This window comes from Paenibacillus silvae, from assembly GCF_014639235.1.
Classification (GTDB): Bacteria; Bacillota; Bacilli; order Paenibacillales; family Paenibacillaceae; genus Paenibacillus; species Paenibacillus silvae.
On the sequence record NZ_BMFU01000001.1, the window covers coordinates 1116091 to 1134999 of the forward strand.

Sequence of the window (18909 nt, forward strand, 5' to 3'; positions counted from 1 at the left end):
TATTAAAGGGAAAGAGCAGCCTGCAGAATGGCAGACTGCTCTTTATTTAATCCCTTCAATTCATTTCTGACTCATAACCCGTAGCTCATAGCTCATCGCTCGTCATTTGTAACAAAGTTAACGTCGTTCATGGTTTGACGGCCTGTCCTGCACTGTACAGTCTAGTTTACTTTGACAAGACGCCATTGCTGATTCGCTCCACCGTTATCCTCCCACTGAATGGTGGACGCGCCTGCCGTCATGGAACCCTGATTGATATCTACCGTCAGGCCGCTATTGCGATTGGCCAGTACCAGATATCCCCCGACATCAATGGGCAGCCACTGCTGATTGTGCCCTCCGTTAGCCTGCCATTGAATCAGCGCTGCTCCGCCCTGGGTTGAGCCTGAATTGACATCCAGCAGCAGCCCGCTGCCTACGTTACGAATATTGTAATATCCATTGCCCGCAGGCTCCAGCTTCCATTGCTGGTTCGCTGCTCCATTGTCACTCCACTGTATAATGGTTGCTCCACCAGCCGTTGATGCACCATTTACATCCAGCACAAGACCGCTGTTGCGGTTAACGAGCTTGTAAATCGCTCCTGCTTCATATCCTGTGCTGCCATTGTAGGATGCACCGGAGATTACATACGTAGTGACCGAGCCTGCTTTGGCTGTCGTGGTGAATGTTTTGTTTTGAACTGGGATATTCGTAAGCTGCTGCAGTTTCTCCGTCGCAGACGTGCGATAGACCTGCACAGACGAGCCTACTCCTGAGAAACGGCTCAGATCATAGGTGACGGAGGTATCAGTTGAATCCGAGTTGGTTGTGACAAGTACAATTTTGCCGGAAGCTGCGTCATATGCCGCAAGAGTGTTTGCATCACTCATGCCGATAATTTTGTAGCCTGGGCGAATAAATTTACTGTAATTACCCATGACATAATATTTCTGATTCACTGTGTAGCCGGTCGTTTGGGTATTGTTCAATACGTTTTTGAAAAAGCCCCAGCCCTCCGCGCTGTCCACGGCCTGCCAGTACACCCACGCACTTGCCCCCATGTTGCGCATATCCTTCAGAATGGTACGAGACATCGTAAGACCGCTTGCATCGCCGTCCCCGTATTCGGATGTCCATAGATGCTTGCCGGCAGATGCCGCCGTATTACGCAAGGCTGTACGGTTGCTGCCGCCATACGTATGTGTGTTAATCTGGCTGATGGCCGATTGAACGGAGCTGTTGTAGCTTTTAAAAGAAGCATTGGTATCATCCAGACTGTATTCTTCCGGTGCGCTCAGCTTTGTTGTCAGCCCCTTGGCATTCAGCGATGCCTGCACCTGACTCAGAATGGTGTTCTGCACTGCCCGGTCGAAGTGCATGCCTTCCTGATCATTGCCCAGCTTCCACCAGGTCGAGACAGGTTCGTTCAGCGGGGTCACTGTGTCGAACGTAATGCCCCATTGATCCCGGAAATGCTTCACTACCTCAGTCAGATAGTCGGCAAAATCATCATAATAATCCGGCTTGAGGTTATTTCCACCGTTCGCCGCACCGGAAACACTTCCGCTAATGGTCATCCAATAGGGAGCCGAGTTGGCAAACGCTTCAATGATATTCACACCCTGTGCCTTGGCAGCTTGCAGCATGTAGCGCTGATTCGCATCTGCAGTCCAGTCGTACACACCCGGAGAAGGCTGATAACCAGGCACCGCTTTGCGGTATTCAAGCACGTTGGACGACGGGTTATCTCCACCTCCAATGTTATACCTGAGAATATTCAGCCCCAGCCCTGTTGTTGGATTAAACATTTTCTCCACATACTCATCTCGATTCGAATATTCACCAACCACCTTACCCCACCAGGCCAGAGACGTGCCCCAGCCTTCAACCGTCTGATACTGCTTCGATGGGTCAGCTACAGCAGTATAGGCTCCAGCAGCCGACACCTCTGCTCCCGATCCCAGACTGCCTGCCAGCAGTGTTCCGCTAAGCAGCACTGCACTCATTCGTTTCAACCACTTCATATGCTCAACTCCTTATCATTTGAATAGAATCCTTGCTTTACAGAAAAGCGGCTCCGAAACCACTTTTTCAGTTTTTTTCTGTGCTCTCCGTTAACGTGTACATCAATAGTCAAGCTTATATATGTCATTGAATCTGATACTACTGGGCAATTTCCCGGAAAGTAGCATCCTGTTTATCCAGCGTCGTAACAACAGGCTGCAATCGCAGGATGTTATCATAATGGCGCAGATACAGATTCGGATTGGTAAAGGAGGCGTAAGAGCTCCAGCTTGCATTCGCCAGTCCATTTACACGTTTGAAGGTGGCATCATTTTTGAAAGCAGCACTGCCGTCATTTTTCACCAGCAGGATGCTGCCATTATTATTGCGCAGGAAATAACCCGGATAATTTATCGCTTCAAATGAAATGCCAGACGAATTAGCCAGACCGGGTACGATTCGAAACTGGGCATCCTCTGCGGGACTAATGCTCGAATCAATACGTGCTTGATAGTTGTAGTGGCGAATGAAGCTGCCTGGCACGTTAAATGATTCCAGCTTGCGTATATCTCCAGGTTGACCGGCTTCCTTCAGCACCGTCATATGGCGAACCATACCGGACAGACCCGCAATCTCCTCTTTAGCAGTCCAGCTCTGGAAATTATCCGCTGAGTCGCTGTAATAATATTTGTGATCTGCATATCCGTCAAAATACATGCGCCAGGAGCCGTTATCCAGCTGTACCAGCGCCGGTCCCTCTACCCACGAGCCCCAGCCGGCCCAGTCGCCTGTGCCTTTGAAGGTATAAGGTCCTGTCAGGGAATTGGAGGTCGCATATTCGATGTATTTGGTTGTTTCATTTTTGGTAAATGCATGATAGGTGGAGCCTGTCTTGACAACAAAGGTATCAATATAATTGGGAGCAATGCCTGCAAGCACCGTCGGTGCCGACCAAGACGTGGATGCCAGATTGCTGTTCGAAGCGGTAATGACGTATGGCTTGAAATTCTCATAGTTGCCAGGAGAGAGTGAAACGATGATGTTCACACTGCCGTTTGTGTCTTTGAACCATTCCGGTGCCCATGTATGTGCGATCGGGGTTGATGTGGACAGTGTGATGTTTCGGACAAAGGTCCAGTTCATTTTGTCCGGGCTGGACGCAATGCCAACCGTGTTACCTGACCAGTTCGTGGTGTACACCACATAATACAGGCCGTCGGTGTGCTTTATGATGCTGGGATCGCGAATAAGATTGGACGGCGGCGTGTACGCCGGTCCTTTCAGCAATCCGTAATGGGTCGCGTTATATGATTCGTAGATGTACATGTTGGACTCGCTTGTGTTCGTAAAGGCGGTCATCGTATACACACTGGTGGTTGCTTTAACTGTACTCGGGAATAACGTGGTGAATATCAACAATAATGCAAGTGTGACAATCAAGGCGGCTTTGTTGCTTAACCAGCGCTGTGCCTTGTCTTTCCTTTTCATTAACATGAATCCAACTCCTTTTCTGTACAACATCCGATTGCACTGCCTTCTGACTGAACGAGCATGTAATCAAATCTATTTTTCTTCCGTCAAGCAGCACCTTGCGGCACGCTCAAGTCATACTACATGAAACATCACCTCCTTTACGAATTAATTGAAATCCAGCTTTATGTATACGCTTACAATATTACTTTGCATCATATCTTTATAACTGCCTGAGACGTTCTGATGCGGTTCTATTTTTGAAGCATAAATCCCCTCATTGCTGTGCAAAACCGTTTCTTACAAGATTCAAGATTAGTATCAAGTTCTCCTGTGATTCAGGCCTGCAACAAAATGAGGGGGATTGAATTTTAGTTTTTATATTTCAACCTCTATACTCTACTTCTACTTGTTATTGGTGTTACTGCTGTTGTGTTGCTGCTGTTGTGTTGCTACTGTTGTTGCTACTGGTATCGCTACTCTTACATCTGCTTTTACATCTACATATAATGGCATATTCTTTTCCGGTTCTTATAAGTTGAACTAAAGAATGTACACAATCCACTCCAAAATGCTCATCAATCCAGGCACATTAGTCCAATATCGTCCATCCCTCATGGCAAGTGCAAGTCTGCCACCCTCTACTGCGAGCGCTAACGATCAGGAGAAGCCTTATTTCGGCATATTTGGGCTTTGGAAAATTCTAACGATCCCCAGAGACGCTATTCTGCTGGAACCAGCTTGATCAGGCTCCTTTTTCAGGATTTCGAATGGAATAAGCTTCCTGGAGATCGTTAGAATTCAAATGTCCCCGATTCAGGGGAAATAAGCTCTATGGGGATCGTTAGCCTTCTCGCTTCGACTTAAACAGCCTGCCAAGGCTGGTATTTTTGCCCCATTACAATGCACTTTGACGATCATAAACCGTTAATCGGTATAATGTCGTTTCTTTAGTTCAATTTATATAGTTCTTGCTTCAAACGCTATTTCTACATTAAATTCCCGCTGTCACCCACGGATGCCGTGACATCTCATCCAGCAGCAAGCGCACGCGTTCAGGTGTTCTTCCTTCTTCATCAAAAATAAGCAGTTCATTCTCTTCCTTCAGCCACGCCATCGGAATTTTGTAATCCTCCTGCGGACCAATCTGCCAATATCGGCCGAGATGATGCCCGTTCACATGGATCGTGCCTTTGCTCATACCCGTGAGACGGAGCATTAGATTGACTTTATGTTGTTCTCCCGTGACAGGTTTGGCAAAACGCCAGCGGTACCAGACCGGCTGATGATACGAACCGCTGCCGGCTGCAGCAGGGGCAATTGAATTGCCATGATTAGCAACGTTGAAGTGCTGTCCACCCGCAAGTGAACGCACTTCTGCATCGTATGACTCCCATTGCTGCGGAAGCAGTGCCTCCGTACCCCCCATTCGCCAATTTTGCAGTTCACCGTCGTTGGAGTAGGTAATCAGCTCCAGTCGGTTAATCGGTGATCGGCTGTATGGCATCTCCAGCGTGTTCACCTCGCCCGGCATTACATAACCGGACAGGTCGAGTGTCTGGAATGCAAACCAGTCCTGATAGGCAGGCATCGGAATCTCAACGCCGTTAATTTTCAAGCCTTTGCTCAAGGCACCTACAAGCACGGCCTGATTCCTGCCCTCCAGTGTAAAGCTGCGACGAAGCAGCGTGCCTCCCGGGGCATCATTCACTTCATCCAGATGAAGGAGCCCTGTCTCGGTCAACCAATCCCGGCGCAGATCCTGAACGTGTCCCCCAAGGTACAGCGGCCCTGCCACACCTTTGCTTTCTCCAAGATAAGGGGAAAAGTTCAGTCTGCCCATGTGCTGTACAAGCAGCTGCAGTGTATTCTGTCCCTCAACTACCCGAATCGGCACCGCCGCCGCACCAACCTGACGCACAAGTGCTTGCTCGGCACCATTCACGATAATTCTCGCGGTATCCTGAATATCCGGCAGAACCAGATAGGTGATTTCATCGGCTGCACTGTCAAAAAGGCATTCATACAGCAGGTATCCAAAGTCCTGTCCGTAATGGGAAAAATCCATCGGCTGCCCGCTCGCAGAGCGCTGCTTCGCCGTTAGCGTGATTCGTGAGCAGTCAGGAGAACCAGACAGCACAGGAGCCGCAGGAATCAGCCAATCCAACTGTTCGTTCCCTGATACCGTCGCTTTCAGCTGTGATTCCGCTTCATTGGCTTTGGACTGTGATTGCACTTCGTTATTGAAAAACGTCTTTGCAGTCCGGGTTTGTTCCCCCTCCTGCCAATCGCCAAGCAGCATGATTGTGCGTTCAGGATCAGTGATCATACCCTTCACCTGACCGGATGGTGTAACATGCACATCGTCAAAGCCGATGGCATAACGCAAGCTTTCGCGATCTGCCGATTCTACGCGCCATGTGCGATTCATTGTTTCTTTGTCCAGAATTACGAAACGAATGAGTGTGCCGTTTGCTTCAACACGTATCACACCCGGCTCTTGAAAGTGAAACAGATCCAAACGATAGGCATTTCTCTTCGCATCCTGTCCCATCAGCACATGAACTGTGCTGTCCTTCAGAACAAGACCTCCCTCGACCAATGCTGATGTCGATCCCGCGCCAAGCTCCAGCTCGATTACCGAGCGCTGCCCTCTGTCGGCTGCCACGAATAAGGTCAGTTCTCCGTCAACCATCTCATTCCCCGTAATCAGAGAGCCTGCAGTCAAGTACACCTGCTCCGCAATCTGTACACGATCCAGCAGTGGAACAATTTGACCGGGATGTATGGATACAGGCAATGTGCGGCCTTCCTCCAATGTAAGGTGTACCGTCTCGCGTTCATCCTTGTGACTGTCCACAAACCAGATTTTCTCCTGCCCGGACTGTCTTCCGCGCACGGAGATGCCACCCGAATGACGAACCTGAATCTGCTCAGCCGCAATCTCCTCCGAAGCCATTAACAGTGAATCAAAGGCCCTTACAAAATAAGACAGGTTCTTCGTCACAGCATATTTCGGGGTTACCCGCCCATATTCATTCAACGGGGCATCATAATCATAGGAGGTAATCATAAAAATATCACTGCTGCCCAGCGTTCTGCCGCCATACCCGCCGAAGTTCGTGCCACCATAGAACATGTAATGACTGATGCCCGTATATCCGGCTCGCAGCACCTCCATGATTCTTCTCTCTAGCAGCGGTGCAGTCTTCTGGATCGCAGACGGTCCTCCCCAATTCTCGAACCATCCCGTCCAGAATTCGGTCACCATTTTCGGTGTATCCGGCTGTTTGGCGCGCAGATTCGCATAATGACCGTCTGCCCCCGACCAGAAATTGGCCCCTTCAATTGTGCCTTCTGCTCCACCGACACATGTGATAAGCGGAACGTCAATGCCGCGCTCCAGTATGCCGTCTCTCAGCGTTGTCATATGTGCGCTTGCTGCCTCATCATCCATCAAGTACCCGTATTCATTTTCAACCTGAACCAGAATGACGGTACCTCCGGCAGACAGCTGACGCTTCCGAATAATCGGAATGATCTGATCAAAATATAACTGTACATAGTGCAAATATATTTCGTTATTTTCACGGAATTTTACACCGGGCTTGGTTCCCAGCCAGTACGGAAATCCTCCGAAATCCCACTCTGCACAGATGAATGGCCCTGGCCGCGCAATGACCCACATGCCCAGCTCCGCACACAGATCAAGAAAAGCACCGCAGTCGTTATCGCCTTCGAAGGACCACTGTCCCTCCTCCGGTTCATGCACATTCCACGCAAAATAGGTATCAATGCAGTTCATGCCCGCCAGCTTTGCCTTCAGAAGAACGTCGCGCCATTCCTCCTTGGGCATTCGGAAATAATGAATGGTTGCACTGTTCAGGAAAATACGCTCTCCGTTCAGATAAAAGCTGCGTGCATCATACGTCAGTTGGGCTTGAGCATTCTGCTCTCGCCTCAGCTCGTTATTGTTTTGTTCCTGAAACAAAAGGGACGTTTGTTCTGTCAACGTTATTCCCCTCCTTCTTATTTTATGGATCAAAGCGAACGCTCCGCTTCTTTCAGTTACTTCTGTGCGATATCAATCTACCGTTGGTATTACACCTTCGAGTACTACGGTGGTGATGGAATTCTCTGCTACAGGTACTTCAATGCCGTTCGCATACACTGGAATATCCTCCAGCTTCTCCATATTGTGCTCTGGTGATGTCTGATACATCTGGGCAGACGTTGTTGTGGCAGCATCCCAGCCGCTCAGGTCAAATGCCTTGCTTCCCGCCGACAGCTCATTGCGAATAATCAGGACCAGTCTGTGGGCCTTTGCATCATAAGCAGCCAGTGTTCTACCTTCATCGGTCGGGATGATGACCGCGCCTGGACGAATATATTTGGTGAACTGAGCCATGCCATAATATTGCTTGGTCATCTCATACTGCTCATCCCCGTTAAAATTCGCATGGATGAATCCCCAGTTGTTATTCGCCCCTTCATCCTCCACGGCCTGCCAGTATACCCAGGCAGACGGCTGCATGACTTTCAGATCAAACATGATGCGCTCTGCCAGCTCCTGTACTGAGGTCATGTCCTCATGGTTATGCGGCTCGCTGCCGCCCGTACCATATTCGGACATCCACAGCTTTTTGCCCAGCTTGCCGGCCAGCTCGCGCAGTTCTTCCATTTTGCTGCCGTTATACGAATGGGTATTGATCTGCTGCACCGCATCAATGGTCTCCTGATCATACAAGCTGAAGTTAAACACCGTCTCATCGATGCTGTTATCATCCGCGGCACTGATTACGGTGCCATCCAGTCCTTTGCTTCGGAGAGAAGCGGCTGTTTTCTTAATAATCTCGGCCTGCTTCTCGTTGCTGAAATGACTGCCCTCCTGCATATTGCCCTTCTTCCACCAATCGGAGGAGGGTTCATTCAGCGGATCCAGCGTACGGAAGGTGATCCCCCACGTATCCCGGTAATGCTTCACCACTTCGGTCAAATAATCGGCAAACGCATCATACTGGTCTTCACGCAGATTGTTGCCGCCATCCTCCGCTCCCGTGACCGATCCGCTGATGGTCATCCAATATGGGGGCGAATTGGAGAACGCCTCGGTAATGTTGACCCCGCGTTTCATCGAACCCTGAAGAATGGAGCGCTGACCTGCATCCGCATCCCAGTCCCATTTCCCCGGCTCGGGCTGGAAGCCCGGTACGTCTCCGCCCGGACGGAGCGCCTTCATCTCGGGGTTCTCTTCACCGCCGATATTGTAGCGCACAATGTTAAGCCCGAGTCCTTTGGCCGGATCAAACACCAGATCCATAACCTCATCCACCTTGGCCTGATTCTTCCAGTTGCCAAGATCATTGGCCCACCAGGCCAGCGATGTACCCCAGCCTTCAAAATGATCATACGACTGATCCAGCTGCAGATGCACCGGCTCTTCCCGAAATACAAGTGTCTTGGGTGCTTGATTCATATAATGATTGATAACAATTCCTCCTATAGCCGCCAGCGCAAGCAAGGCCGTACCTGCGAAGATGATCCTTTTGCTGCGCCTGCGGCGATGTTCGTTATGCGCCATGGTCTAACATTCCTTTCTCCATGTACGATCGTTGGTACCCGTCCTCGCTTATGCTAAAGCTGGCTTTCATACCTTTACAAACTTGATGGAGCATACATTCTTGCTTACCGATTCATCTGATTACTTAATACCACTGCTGCCACCACTAATATTGGCCTCGTATACATAACGCTGACCAAACAGGTAGACCAGCACCATTGGAATGGTAAGGAACAAGGAAGCGACCATAACCAGGTTCCATGGCGGCATTTGTCCGCCACCAACCGTTGTCAGCAATTGAACCCCGAGAGCCAGCGGCATTTTCTCCGGATCATTGATGTAGATGAGCGGTCCCATGAAGTTACCCCAGTTATAGGAGAACGAGAAAATTGCGATGGCTGCCAGAATCGGATAGGTGAGCGGCATAATAATTTTCCAATAGATTCCCGGATGCCCCATACCGTCAATCATGGCTGCCTCATCCAGTGACTTCGGTATGCTCATCACAAACTGACGAATCAGGAACACGTTGAATGCTCCGGCAAAAAAGCTTGGTACAATCAACGGGTAAAATGTATTAATCCAATCCAGGTGACGGAAGATGATAAACTGCGGTACCATCGTTACTTCCCCTGGAATCATCATCGTACTCAGCAGAACAATAAACAGGAAGCGGCTGCCCTTGGCCTTGATGCGAGCAAAACCGTAGGATACGACCGATGCCGACAAGACAGAACCGATAATCGTAAAGACGGTAATAATGACCGAGTTTTTGAGATAAGTGCCCAGATTGTTATGTGTGAAGATCGTGTAGAAATTGGACCACTGGAATTCCTTCGGAACAAATGTAAAGGCTGATTTGACGGTTGTCGCGTCACTTGCAAGCGCAATAGAGACCATGTACAGGAATGGCGAAGCAAGCAGCACCCCGACCAAAATCAGAAAAATATAAGATATCGTCTTCTCTACAGCCGATGGATTACTCATTTGCTTTTCCCTCCTCGTAATGCACCCATAGCGCCGATGAACGGAATACAACTAATGTGAGCGCCATGATGATGATAAACAGCACCCAGGCAATGGCCGATGCGTATCCCATCTTGTAGAACTGGAAGGCGTTCTGGAACAGGTATGGCACCACCATCTGACTGGCATTGTCGGGCCCCCCGGCTGTAACGATAAATACCTGCGCGAAGGTCTGTAACGCCCCGATCATACCGGTTACGAGATTGAAGAAAATGACGGGTGTGAGCATCGGGAACGTAATATGGAAAAAGGACTGACTGCTCTTCGCTCCATCAATGGCCGCAGCCTCATACAGCTCCTGCGGAATGCCCTTCATCCCGGCAAGCAGCAGGACAACTCCGCCACCGACTCCCCACAGGGACATCAGGATCAATGCCGGCTTCACCCAATTCGGATCAAGCAGCCAGGATGGCCCCTGAATACCAAAGAGAGCCAGAGTCTGGTTAATCAAACCTTCTGTCGGTGCAAGCAGGTGGATGAACAGCAAGGAGCTTGCAACGACCGGTACGACGGATGGCAGGTAGAACAGAATACGGAAAAACGTAATGCCCTTGAGCTTTTTGTTCAGATAATATGCGATCCACAGCGAGATCGACATGCCTAGCGGAATCGATATCAGGGCATAGAAGAACGTATTTCCTACCGATTTCCAGAAGATCGGGTCATCTGTCAGCAAGGTTTTGTAGTTGTCGATACCGATAAATTCAGGGGACTGGAACAGATCCCAGTTCGTAAAGCTCATGTAGATGGAAAACAGAATCGGCCCCAGGGTCAATCCCAGAAATCCGACCAGCCAAGGCGAGATGAAGAGATAAAACCATTTCCCGTCCTTTTTTTTCACGTTAAGCCCTCCCATGACGCAGAGAGCAGATGAAATCCGCCTTGGTGCCGAATTCCATCTGTCCTCCTGTCGATGCTATTTGTACATGATGTTCAGAAATCGTTTACTTATAGAGTCGTTCCAGTCCACTCTGGATTTCCGTTACTGTATCATCCAGCGATGCTTTGTTGTTGAAGTATACGCCCAGCTTGTCATTAATCAGCTTCATCATTTCATTCCACTGTGGATTGAATGGCTCCGCATAGATTTTAGATTCGCTGAAAGCAGCCATGTTGATCTTTTTGCCGCCATATTCCGCATTCAGGAATTCTTCACTGGACAAGCCTGCTTTGGTTGCTGGCGCATCCTGTCCAGCTTTGATCATTGGCATCTGAGCTTCAGGTGTAGTCAGAGCTTCAATGATTTTGAAGGCTTCTTCTTTATGCTTGGAAGCATTGGTAATTGTAAATCCGTTAAAGAATGCATTGGTCTCACCCCAGATAGGAGAGATATCCCAGTTGATGCCTTGTACCTTGGCCAGTGAACCAATGTTCCAGAAGCCCGTAGTCTCCATGGCAATTTTTCCTTGAGCGAAGAGCGGGTCAGCCCCGATGTTGCCCATGTCTGCAATCTCGGTTGGTGTTGGTCCGGCACCATGTGTAAAGGTCAGATCATTCATGAACTGCAGCGCTTTGCGCACTGGCTCTGTGTTGAAGGTTGGCTTGCCATTCTCATCAAACAAGGAGCCGCCATTTTGGTAAATCAGCTGCATCCATTGCGGCCACCAGCTGCCCGGATAGTAACCCCATTGCACTGTTTTGCCATTTTCCTTGACGGTCAGCTTCTGAGCAGCGGCCATCAAATCTTCCTGTGTCCATTCTTTGGTTGGGTAAGCTACGCCAGCTTTATCGAACAGGTCTTTGTTATAAAATAGAACCATCGCCCCTGCCCGGTCCGGCATACCGTATTGCTTGCCATCGTATTTCATCAGATTGGCAATATCGTCAGAATAACGCTCAGACATATTCACGTTATTTGCTTTGATCATGTCATCCAGCGGAATAATTTGATTTTTGGCGGCGTACGCCTGATAGTTCTCGGCAATCATCATAATGTCAGGTGCAGTGCCTCCGGCAATCATCGTTTGTACCTTCTGGTCATAATCACCTGCAACGACATTTAACTTCACGTTAATATCCGGGTACGTCTTTTTCACAATATCAAGTCGTTCCTGATAGATTTTCTTCTCATCTTCCGAGCCCCAGATTGTCATGCTCAGGTCTATTTTGCCTCCGCCCGAAGCACCCTTGCTTCCGTTACTGCAAGCAGTCAGACCCACAACCGCAACCAACATTAATAACGAAATGAATTTTAAACTTCTTCTCATACGTTACGCCCCCTTGAACTAATGAATGGATGACCGTTTTGTGAAACCCATTTCATGAAATGGGTTTCATTAACCTTGAATATAAAACCCGTTCCATTTATGAAAGGGGTTTCATTGACACCTTCATTATATTTCAGCCTTCAAGGGAATGTCAACGCTTTCTTTTACACCACACATCCTTCACTTGGCAACAGGTCCCGTGCTCTGACGCACAATCAGTTCAGGCTGCAAAATGATCTGTTTCTTCGGTTTGCCTTGGTTGATGAGATCATGGAGTACATCTACGGCCTGCTTGCCCAGCTGATACGTATTCTGGGAGATGGTTGTCAGTTCCGGTATAACAGCAGTCGCCAGCGGCGTATCATCAAAGCCAATAATCGAGATGTCCTTTGGAATGGATAGCCCGTGCTCAATCGTTGATTTGATCGCACCGATCGCTGTATTGTCATTAACACAGATTACTGCCGTTGGCGGATTGTCCCGATCCAGCAGCTTGGACATTTCCCGCTTGCCGTCTTCGATGGAGAAGCTGCCAAGCAGCTGACGTTCTTTCGGAATTTCAAGTCCATGCTCGCGCAGTTTCTTCTGCACTGCCTTCACCTTGACCATTGTCGTGGACAATTCCTTCAAACCACCAACAAAAGCAATCTCCCGGTGCCCAAGCTCAAGCAAATGTTCGGCTGCCATCGCTGCACCTGCTCCCTCGTCTGTATACACACGGTGGAATCCGCCCTTGGCAATGTTGCCATTCACAAGCACGATCGGCATATGTCTGCTCATATCCATTAATTCCTGTGCCATGTTATCCGGGCATACTTGCAGGTTAATACGCCCGCCGAGAAAGATAATGCCATCTACCCGTTTCTCTCGAAGAATAGACAGATATTCAGATTCCCGATTATAATCTCCGGCCGTGTTGCACAAGAAGAATGTGTACCCGAGTCCGCGAGCCTCATTCTCTGCCCCCCAGAACACTTCCGGGAAGAAGGGGTTCGTTATATCAGGCAAAATAATTGCAATGGTGCCCGTCTCTTTCTTGATCAAGCTGCGTGCCTGCGCATTGGGCTGAAACTGATGTTTTTCAATAATCGACATAATCTTCTCCCTCGTGCTTGCACGAACAGGGGCCGTGTCATTCAACACCCGGGAGACAGTCGAGACAGATACGTTTGCTTCCTTCGCGATGTCATAAATGGTGATCGATGTCATAGGGTGGAAACCTTCCTTTTCTCTCTATTTTTCTGCTTATCATACCAGATAAGATATGACACTGTAATGCATTTCATCCGCACAGGCTGCTAGCGTGTGAAAATAAACAGTTTGCTGTCGGCATTCACCACTTGTGTGCCGTTGCTCAGTTGAATAAGCGGTGTATCCCAATGGGTATGCCCGCTGAACACAAGCGTCTCCGGCCCGGCCTCCAAGGCCTGCCGGATGAGCGGTTCACCCGCAAGCCCAAGCTCGGCGATGCCCGGGCTTTGGTGCAAAAGCAAGCAATCCGGCTGCTGCTTCAGCAGCTTGCGCACGGATTGCAGGTACTGCTCTGCCGGCAGCCGGTTCGGCTTGTCCGGCCTGCCGATGATGCCGCCAAGCCCCGCGATGCGCAGCTGGGAGGGCTTGGCGGCATTTGGCGCAAGGCCACCCGGTGGGGGGCCGGCGCTGATGACCGCAGCTGGGCCATCCATGCAATGGATGCCCTCGCTGCGGTGTAACCGATGAGCGACTGCGTCATCGGTTAGATCGTGGTTGCCGTGTACGCCGGCAACCCAGCCGAAGGCTGCCCTGAAGGCAAGCCAGACGGGAACCGGATTGCCGCTTGCTCCCCTTTTCCCGCGCAGGGCATACATATCTCCACATAACAGCACACCAACCTTCTGCGGATCAAGCTCAGGCCATTCCACCTCCAGCAGCAGGCGAATATAGGCAGGCAGCACCTCACCCAGAAGCTTGTCCGCAGGCTCCGTGCCAGATGCCGCATCAGACTTCTTCTCCGTTCCAGGTACAATTCCCTGCAAATCCGAGGTCACAATCAGAGCCTCCACGCCTTCTGGCAAACCAGCTATGGTACCATGATAGATCGGGAGCTGTGCCTCGACGACCTGCCCGCCAGGCATCATATTCAGGTAAGCAAAATGTTCAACGGATTTATCATTCAATTCCAGTATTTCCATATCATCTCTCCCCTCTCCTTTATTTTACCTTCTAATCGGCAGCTGTGGTCCATATATTAAAATGTAAGCGAATTCATTGGGAGCCAGAGGAGTGTGACAACGTCATGATCATTCAAGTGAGTCCGCAGGCAGAACAACGACTTGCCCGGCAGCTGGGCGACCAGCCCGGCTTTTTCAAATTATTTTATGATACAGACAGCTGCGGCAGTGACGGAATTACGGTGCTTTTGATTTTAAACGAGCGGGACAGTGATGATGTGTCTATCGATGCGGGTTCGCTTCCGTTTGTGATTAATAAGCAGCAGCAGATTTACTTTGAATCCTGTTTACTTTTGACGCCCGCTAACCGCCTCCATTTATTCCAATTGAACAGTAACTCAAGGAGTTACGGTAACAATATAAAGGTAGTAGATCTGAGGGATTCAGCTAATGTGAAATCGGAGTCTAGTGAATGGTTTGTAGGATAATTGCTTTGCCATGTACAGACCCTTAAACCTCCCATATTCGCATTTGTGTGCGAAGGGAGGTTTTTAGCATTTTAATAAGTGAACAAATGAATAATCCTCAGTTTTTCAACGTTAACACCATTCATATCCATATTGAAATGCTTGCTTTGGCTGCGATCGTTTATAAAATTTTAATTATTGGGCGAGCAAATACTGCTTTAGCTGTTTTTTATCTACTTTGTGCACCGAAGTTCTGGGCAGGTTGTTCAGAATATGCAGATGTGTTGGACATTTGTAAAGAGCCAGGTGCAATTCGCAGAACGCCCTTAACTGCTTCAGATCCAAGCTTGTCCCCTCCTGTAACACCACAAAAGCAACCACTCTTTCTCCTTCGTCTGAAAGCTGCTCACCAACTACCGCTGCTTCCATAATTACCTCATGTCTCATGATTACCTGCTCTACTTCAGCACAGAATACATTGGAGCCATTCACAATGACCATATCTTTCAACCGATCCAGCACATAAAGATAACCCTCATCATCGAGACAACCCACATCCCCTGTTCGAATCCAGCCATCCGTCATGACCTCCCTGGTGAGCTCCAGCTGCCGCCAATACCCTGTCATCGTTTGTGCTCCTCTGACTACAATCTCGCCAGATTCACCAGTTACTGCATCTCTTCCATTTGTATGTACAATTCGAACTTCAAAAGCTAGTTCTCCCTGTGCAGCCAAGTCTTGGGGGCGTCCTACAGAGTGAAGCCGAAGTGTATCCTCCGCATGTATTGCAGGAAAAAGACGACTAATAGACATTCCGCATTCTGCCTGGGAGTAATTATTGACAATAACTGCTGCCGGGAATTGCTTAACTGCATCCTGCAAGGTGTCAGGAGCGATAACCGAACCTCCACAACCAATCACTTTTAAACTTCTCAGGTCTTCACCTGTCCTGGATACCTCATGAGTAAGATCACGAAGCAACTGCCCTACCGTGCTAAGATGTGTAATCTGGTTCTGTTCTACCGCATGAATAATACGCTGCACATCCCCTGGATATTCGTCCATAAACACGAGACATCCCCCAGCTGCCATCGTTGCCCATATCTGAAACTGACCAACCAGATGGGACAAATTGAGCACAAGCACCCGCCGTCCGATATCATACCCAAAACCCGAGGAAGGTGTAAGCTGGTTCCAGGCCGCCATTCCGCGATGCGAATGCATAACTCCTTTGGGCCTGCCCGTTGTACCCCCTGTGTAGATTAATACAGCTGTATCTGCTGCATCACGTTTGGAGTTTTCATTACGGCGACAGTCGAATTGTTGTTCCATAAGCTTGGGCAGCGACATTTCCGATCCGGAAATCGCAGGTTCCTCACATGTGGTAAACCATTTTGTATTAGAACCAAGAAGTTGCATCAGAGCTGTAGCTTTGTCAATATAATGCTCATCATGAATAATGATAGTCGGTTCTGCATCTTGCAGGATTACTGCCAGTTCAGAAACAGTCAGCAATGGAGAAGGTACGAGTGGTATCGCTCCAATGGCAACAGCCGCAAATAATGCAACCACCAGTTCGGGATTCGGGTCACCCAGCAGTGCAAACCGGTCGCCTGTTCGAAGTCCCTGTGCATAGAATGCATCACTCATCTTCCCAACAAGACCATTGAGCTCTCCATAACTTATTCCATGACCTCGGTGCAATAACGCAGTTGCCTCAGGATATAAACTCGCAGCTAATGGCAAACGTTCAGATAGAAGCATCTATTTCCCCCTTAACATCCAACCCTTAATATTCCGACAAGAAAAATATGGAATGAGAGGTTGATATCTTGGATTCTTTTCCCAACTTTTATTCGAAACAGTTGACATACGTCCATGTATAGAAATAAAATAATGTAAAATATTACACTCAATTCCATATCCCGATTTACTTATAAATATAATATTAGGTCATTTCTTATAAACCTTATTCAGTAGCCTTATGATCCTCCAGTTAAAAATGAATACATATTTAAATAGAATTTAAAGGAGAATTCAAAATGTCAACTACTGTGCTCCCTATTGGAAAACCAATTATAGCACCATGGTCATACAATGGACATATTTTTTCAATTCTTTCTGCAGGAAAGCAGGATTACCTTCCCTGGTTGAATTCCAATTTTTTAACTCTAGAGCTGACCCAAGGAATGACCAGAGATGATAAAGTTATTCTCTTTAAATATATTTCCTGCCCGTTTATCTCTGATCAGAAAATAAATAGAAAATCAATAAAACATTGGCACAGTGATACTATTAAATTTTTTAAAGAATGTATAGATTTAAATTATTATATCTATTTATTTGTTGATCAATTTTATGTTTCCTGTTACTACAACTATAAAAAAGAACATATTCCCCATGACCCTATGATATTTGGTTATGATGATTTGAAGAGAGTTTTTTTTATGGCTGACTTTATGGTAGCAAAAGATAATTTTACTCGATATCAAACAACTGAGGTACCTTATGATGAGATAGAACAGGCTTATCTAAACCTGCCAAGTGAATGGGACCCCAATGATGGAATTACACTTTTTCAATATTGCGTTGATGTGGAAGAATCATTTAATAAAGAGCTTGTAAAACTTGAACTTAATGACTATCTTAATTCCCGTTTCTCATTCGAATTTTATCATTCAATAATGCATTCAACGTATGGTAAATCCGTTAAAAATAAGTATGGATTAGACATATATAATTCAATAATAAGTAGTATAAATTCATTACAAGAAGTAGAGAAACTAGACTTCAGATGGTTTCATGTTATTGATATTCACAAATCATTAATGGTTGATAAAATTAAATTTATGGTAGATAACAGTTATATCTCAGATAAACATTATCAAAGCTTTGAGGAAATAAGACAAAGCTCTCAAGTTATTAGGAGTCTTATATTGAAAAGTCAAATTAAAAAAGTTGATTCAATATCATCAAAGATTGTGGTTTTATTAGAGAATCTTCGTGAAAAAGAAAAAATATCTTTGAAAAAAGTACTAATCGAGTTAGAAGACTAATCAGAGAAATTTAATTGTTATAATGTTAAACTTCCTAAACATCTCCCGTGATAGCAGATTGCCCACGGTCACCGAAAAAATAATTGAACTGAATAACACGATATACATTTTATTCGCCATGCTTGTTAATAGCTTATTCATATCTACGTAGGAATCCTCAACAATAATGCTCCAATCCGACTGTGGAATTTTCGAATAAAATACAGCCTTCTCATCATGCTTAACTCGCCTTGCTGCAATTCTCCAATCGGGGCCAGAACAACCAGAGACTGGTACTCCCCTGATTCGAGTGATTTTCCTACCAGATTCGGGTGCTCGATCCGAGCCCCTCCCACCACATTTGGTTCATTCGCTGCAATAACCGTACCATTCCGATCAATCACCATAAGATTACCGCGCCTTCGATGCCTTCCAGGCTCTGGGCCAATATATTGTTCGCTTCATTAATCAGTCCTTTATTTTCATCCAAAAATGCGTTAAGATCCTGAGCTTCATTCTCACTCCGACTGGAAAGCAATTGCAAACTCCGTATGCTTTGTCATCAGAAATGCAGCCTGTTCCGCCATATTAAGCGAGGTTAACAATCCCGCTCCAATCCAATCAGATTTGGCATGAATTTCATCCTTGCTTTTATTCTGGGTAATGCCTTCGGCCACCTTATAACACAATACAGCGGTTATGGGCAGTACGATACACCAAGAAGACTGATCATTAAAGGTAATTTGATTCGAAAAGACATATTGGTCAATCGCTGCCTAGCTTTTGAAAAAAACATGAAAATCTCCACCATCCACCCACTTTTTATATGAATCGATATAATATCCGGTAATTTAATATCGAATTGTAATTATATTTTTTTACGATAGTGGATGAAGTATTTTTATAAAAATTATATTAGTCTAGGTATTTCAGAGTTTAGATAGCCCCCTTTCCTTATTCCATTTTTGTGAATTATTGTTTTCAAGATCCAAAATCAACTCCTGCACA

Annotated in this window: 13 protein-coding genes; 2 read left to right on the forward strand and 11 right to left on the reverse strand. The window is 47.3% G+C overall.

From position 1 onward, the window contains the following. Positions 1-161 precede the first annotated feature (161 nt). The 9 genes from IEW26_RS05070 to IEW26_RS05110 form a co-directional block, all read right to left on the reverse strand. Entirely contained in the window at positions 162-2006 is a 1845-nt protein-coding gene (locus IEW26_RS05070; protein ID WP_188591493.1) for an RICIN domain-containing protein, read from the reverse strand. Positions 2007-2145: 139 nt separating this feature from the next. After that, a complete protein-coding gene (locus IEW26_RS05075; protein ID WP_188591494.1) occupies positions 2146-3480 on the reverse strand; it encodes a glycoside hydrolase family 43 protein in 1335 nt (444 codons plus the stop codon). A 970-nt stretch (positions 3481-4450) separates the two neighbouring features. Next, positions 4451-7468 (reverse strand): beta-galactosidase, encoded by a 3018-nt coding sequence (locus tag IEW26_RS05080; RefSeq protein WP_188591495.1) that lies wholly within the window; start codon positions 7466-7468, stop codon positions 4451-4453. Between the two features lie 72 nt (positions 7469-7540). Beyond that, on the reverse strand, positions 7541-9037 hold the full coding sequence (locus IEW26_RS05085; protein WP_188591496.1) for a glycoside hydrolase family 30 protein: 1497 nt from the start codon (positions 9035-9037) through the stop codon (positions 7541-7543). A 120-nt stretch (positions 9038-9157) separates the two neighbouring features. Beyond that, positions 9158-10003, reverse strand: a complete 846-nt coding sequence (locus tag IEW26_RS05090) for a carbohydrate ABC transporter permease (protein ID WP_184190703.1) — start codon at positions 10001-10003, stop codon at positions 9158-9160. After that, positions 9996-10883, reverse strand: coding sequence for a carbohydrate ABC transporter permease (locus IEW26_RS05095; RefSeq protein WP_110896384.1), 888 nt, complete (start codon positions 10881-10883; stop codon positions 9996-9998). Before IEW26_RS05095 ends, IEW26_RS05090 begins: the two co-directional genes overlap by 8 nt. 103 nt (positions 10884-10986) lie before the next feature. Beyond that, positions 10987-12249 carry an ABC transporter substrate-binding protein gene (locus tag IEW26_RS05100; RefSeq protein ID WP_188591497.1) on the reverse strand — a complete coding sequence of 421 codons (1263 nt, stop codon included), beginning with the start codon at positions 12247-12249 and terminating at the stop codon, positions 10987-10989. A gap of 180 nt (positions 12250-12429) precedes the next feature. Then, complete coding sequence (locus tag IEW26_RS05105; RefSeq protein WP_111273797.1) at positions 12430-13458, reverse strand: LacI family DNA-binding transcriptional regulator; 1029 nt, start codon at positions 13456-13458, stop codon at positions 12430-12432. Between the two features lie 89 nt (positions 13459-13547). Beyond that, a complete protein-coding gene (locus IEW26_RS05110; RefSeq protein WP_188591498.1) occupies positions 13548-14420 on the reverse strand; it encodes a metallophosphoesterase family protein in 873 nt (290 codons plus the stop codon). A gap of 104 nt (positions 14421-14524) precedes the next feature. Between IEW26_RS05110 and IEW26_RS05115 the strand changes: the two genes are divergently transcribed. Then, positions 14525-14887 carry an iron-sulfur cluster biosynthesis family protein gene (locus tag IEW26_RS05115; RefSeq protein WP_188591499.1) on the forward strand — a complete coding sequence of 121 codons (363 nt, stop codon included), beginning with the start codon at positions 14525-14527 and terminating at the stop codon, positions 14885-14887. Between the two features lie 174 nt (positions 14888-15061). Here IEW26_RS05115 and IEW26_RS05120 read toward each other — a convergent pair whose 3' ends face one another. Continuing rightward, complete coding sequence (locus IEW26_RS05120) at positions 15062-16630, reverse strand: class I adenylate-forming enzyme family protein (RefSeq protein ID WP_188591500.1); 1569 nt, start codon at positions 16628-16630, stop codon at positions 15062-15064. A 278-nt stretch (positions 16631-16908) separates the two neighbouring features. Between IEW26_RS05120 and IEW26_RS05125 the strand changes: the two genes are divergently transcribed. Then, positions 16909-17922 carry a hypothetical protein gene (locus tag IEW26_RS05125; RefSeq protein ID WP_188591501.1) on the forward strand — a complete coding sequence of 338 codons (1014 nt, stop codon included), beginning with the start codon at positions 16909-16911 and terminating at the stop codon, positions 17920-17922. Positions 17923-18065: 143 nt separating this feature from the next. Here IEW26_RS05125 and IEW26_RS05130 read toward each other — a convergent pair whose 3' ends face one another. Next, a complete protein-coding gene (locus IEW26_RS05130; protein WP_188591502.1) occupies positions 18066-18308 on the reverse strand; it encodes a hypothetical protein in 243 nt (80 codons plus the stop codon). Positions 18309-18909: the final 601 nt, after the last annotated feature.

Coding starts and splice junctions, on each gene's coding strand:
- IEW26_RS05100 (WP_188591497.1), bottom strand. CDS start 12,249: ATGAGAAGAAGTTTAAAATTCATTTCGTTATTAATGTTGGTTGCGGTT.
- IEW26_RS05105 (WP_111273797.1), bottom strand. CDS start 13,458: ATGACATCGATCACCATTTATGACATCGCGAAGGAAGCAAACGTATCT.
- IEW26_RS05110 (WP_188591498.1), bottom strand. CDS start 14,420: ATGGAAATACTGGAATTGAATGATAAATCCGTTGAACATTTTGCTTAC.
- IEW26_RS05085 (WP_188591496.1), bottom strand. CDS start 9,037: ATGGCGCATAACGAACATCGCCGCAGGCGCAGCAAAAGGATCATCTTC.
- IEW26_RS05090 (WP_184190703.1), bottom strand. CDS start 10,003: ATGAGTAATCCATCGGCTGTAGAGAAGACGATATCTTATATTTTTCTG.
- IEW26_RS05075 (WP_188591494.1), bottom strand. CDS start 3,480: ATGTTAATGAAAAGGAAAGACAAGGCACAGCGCTGGTTAAGCAACAAA.
- IEW26_RS05130 (WP_188591502.1), bottom strand. CDS start 18,308: ATGGTGATTGATCGGAATGGTACGGTTATTGCAGCGAATGAACCAAAT.
- IEW26_RS05120 (WP_188591500.1), bottom strand. CDS start 16,630: ATGCTTCTATCTGAACGTTTGCCATTAGCTGCGAGTTTATATCCTGAG.
- IEW26_RS05070 (WP_188591493.1), bottom strand. CDS start 2,006: ATGAAGTGGTTGAAACGAATGAGTGCAGTGCTGCTTAGCGGAACACTG.
- IEW26_RS05125 (WP_188591501.1), top strand. CDS start 16,909: ATGTCAACTACTGTGCTCCCTATTGGAAAACCAATTATAGCACCATGG.
- IEW26_RS05115 (WP_188591499.1), top strand. CDS start 14,525: ATGATCATTCAAGTGAGTCCGCAGGCAGAACAACGACTTGCCCGGCAG.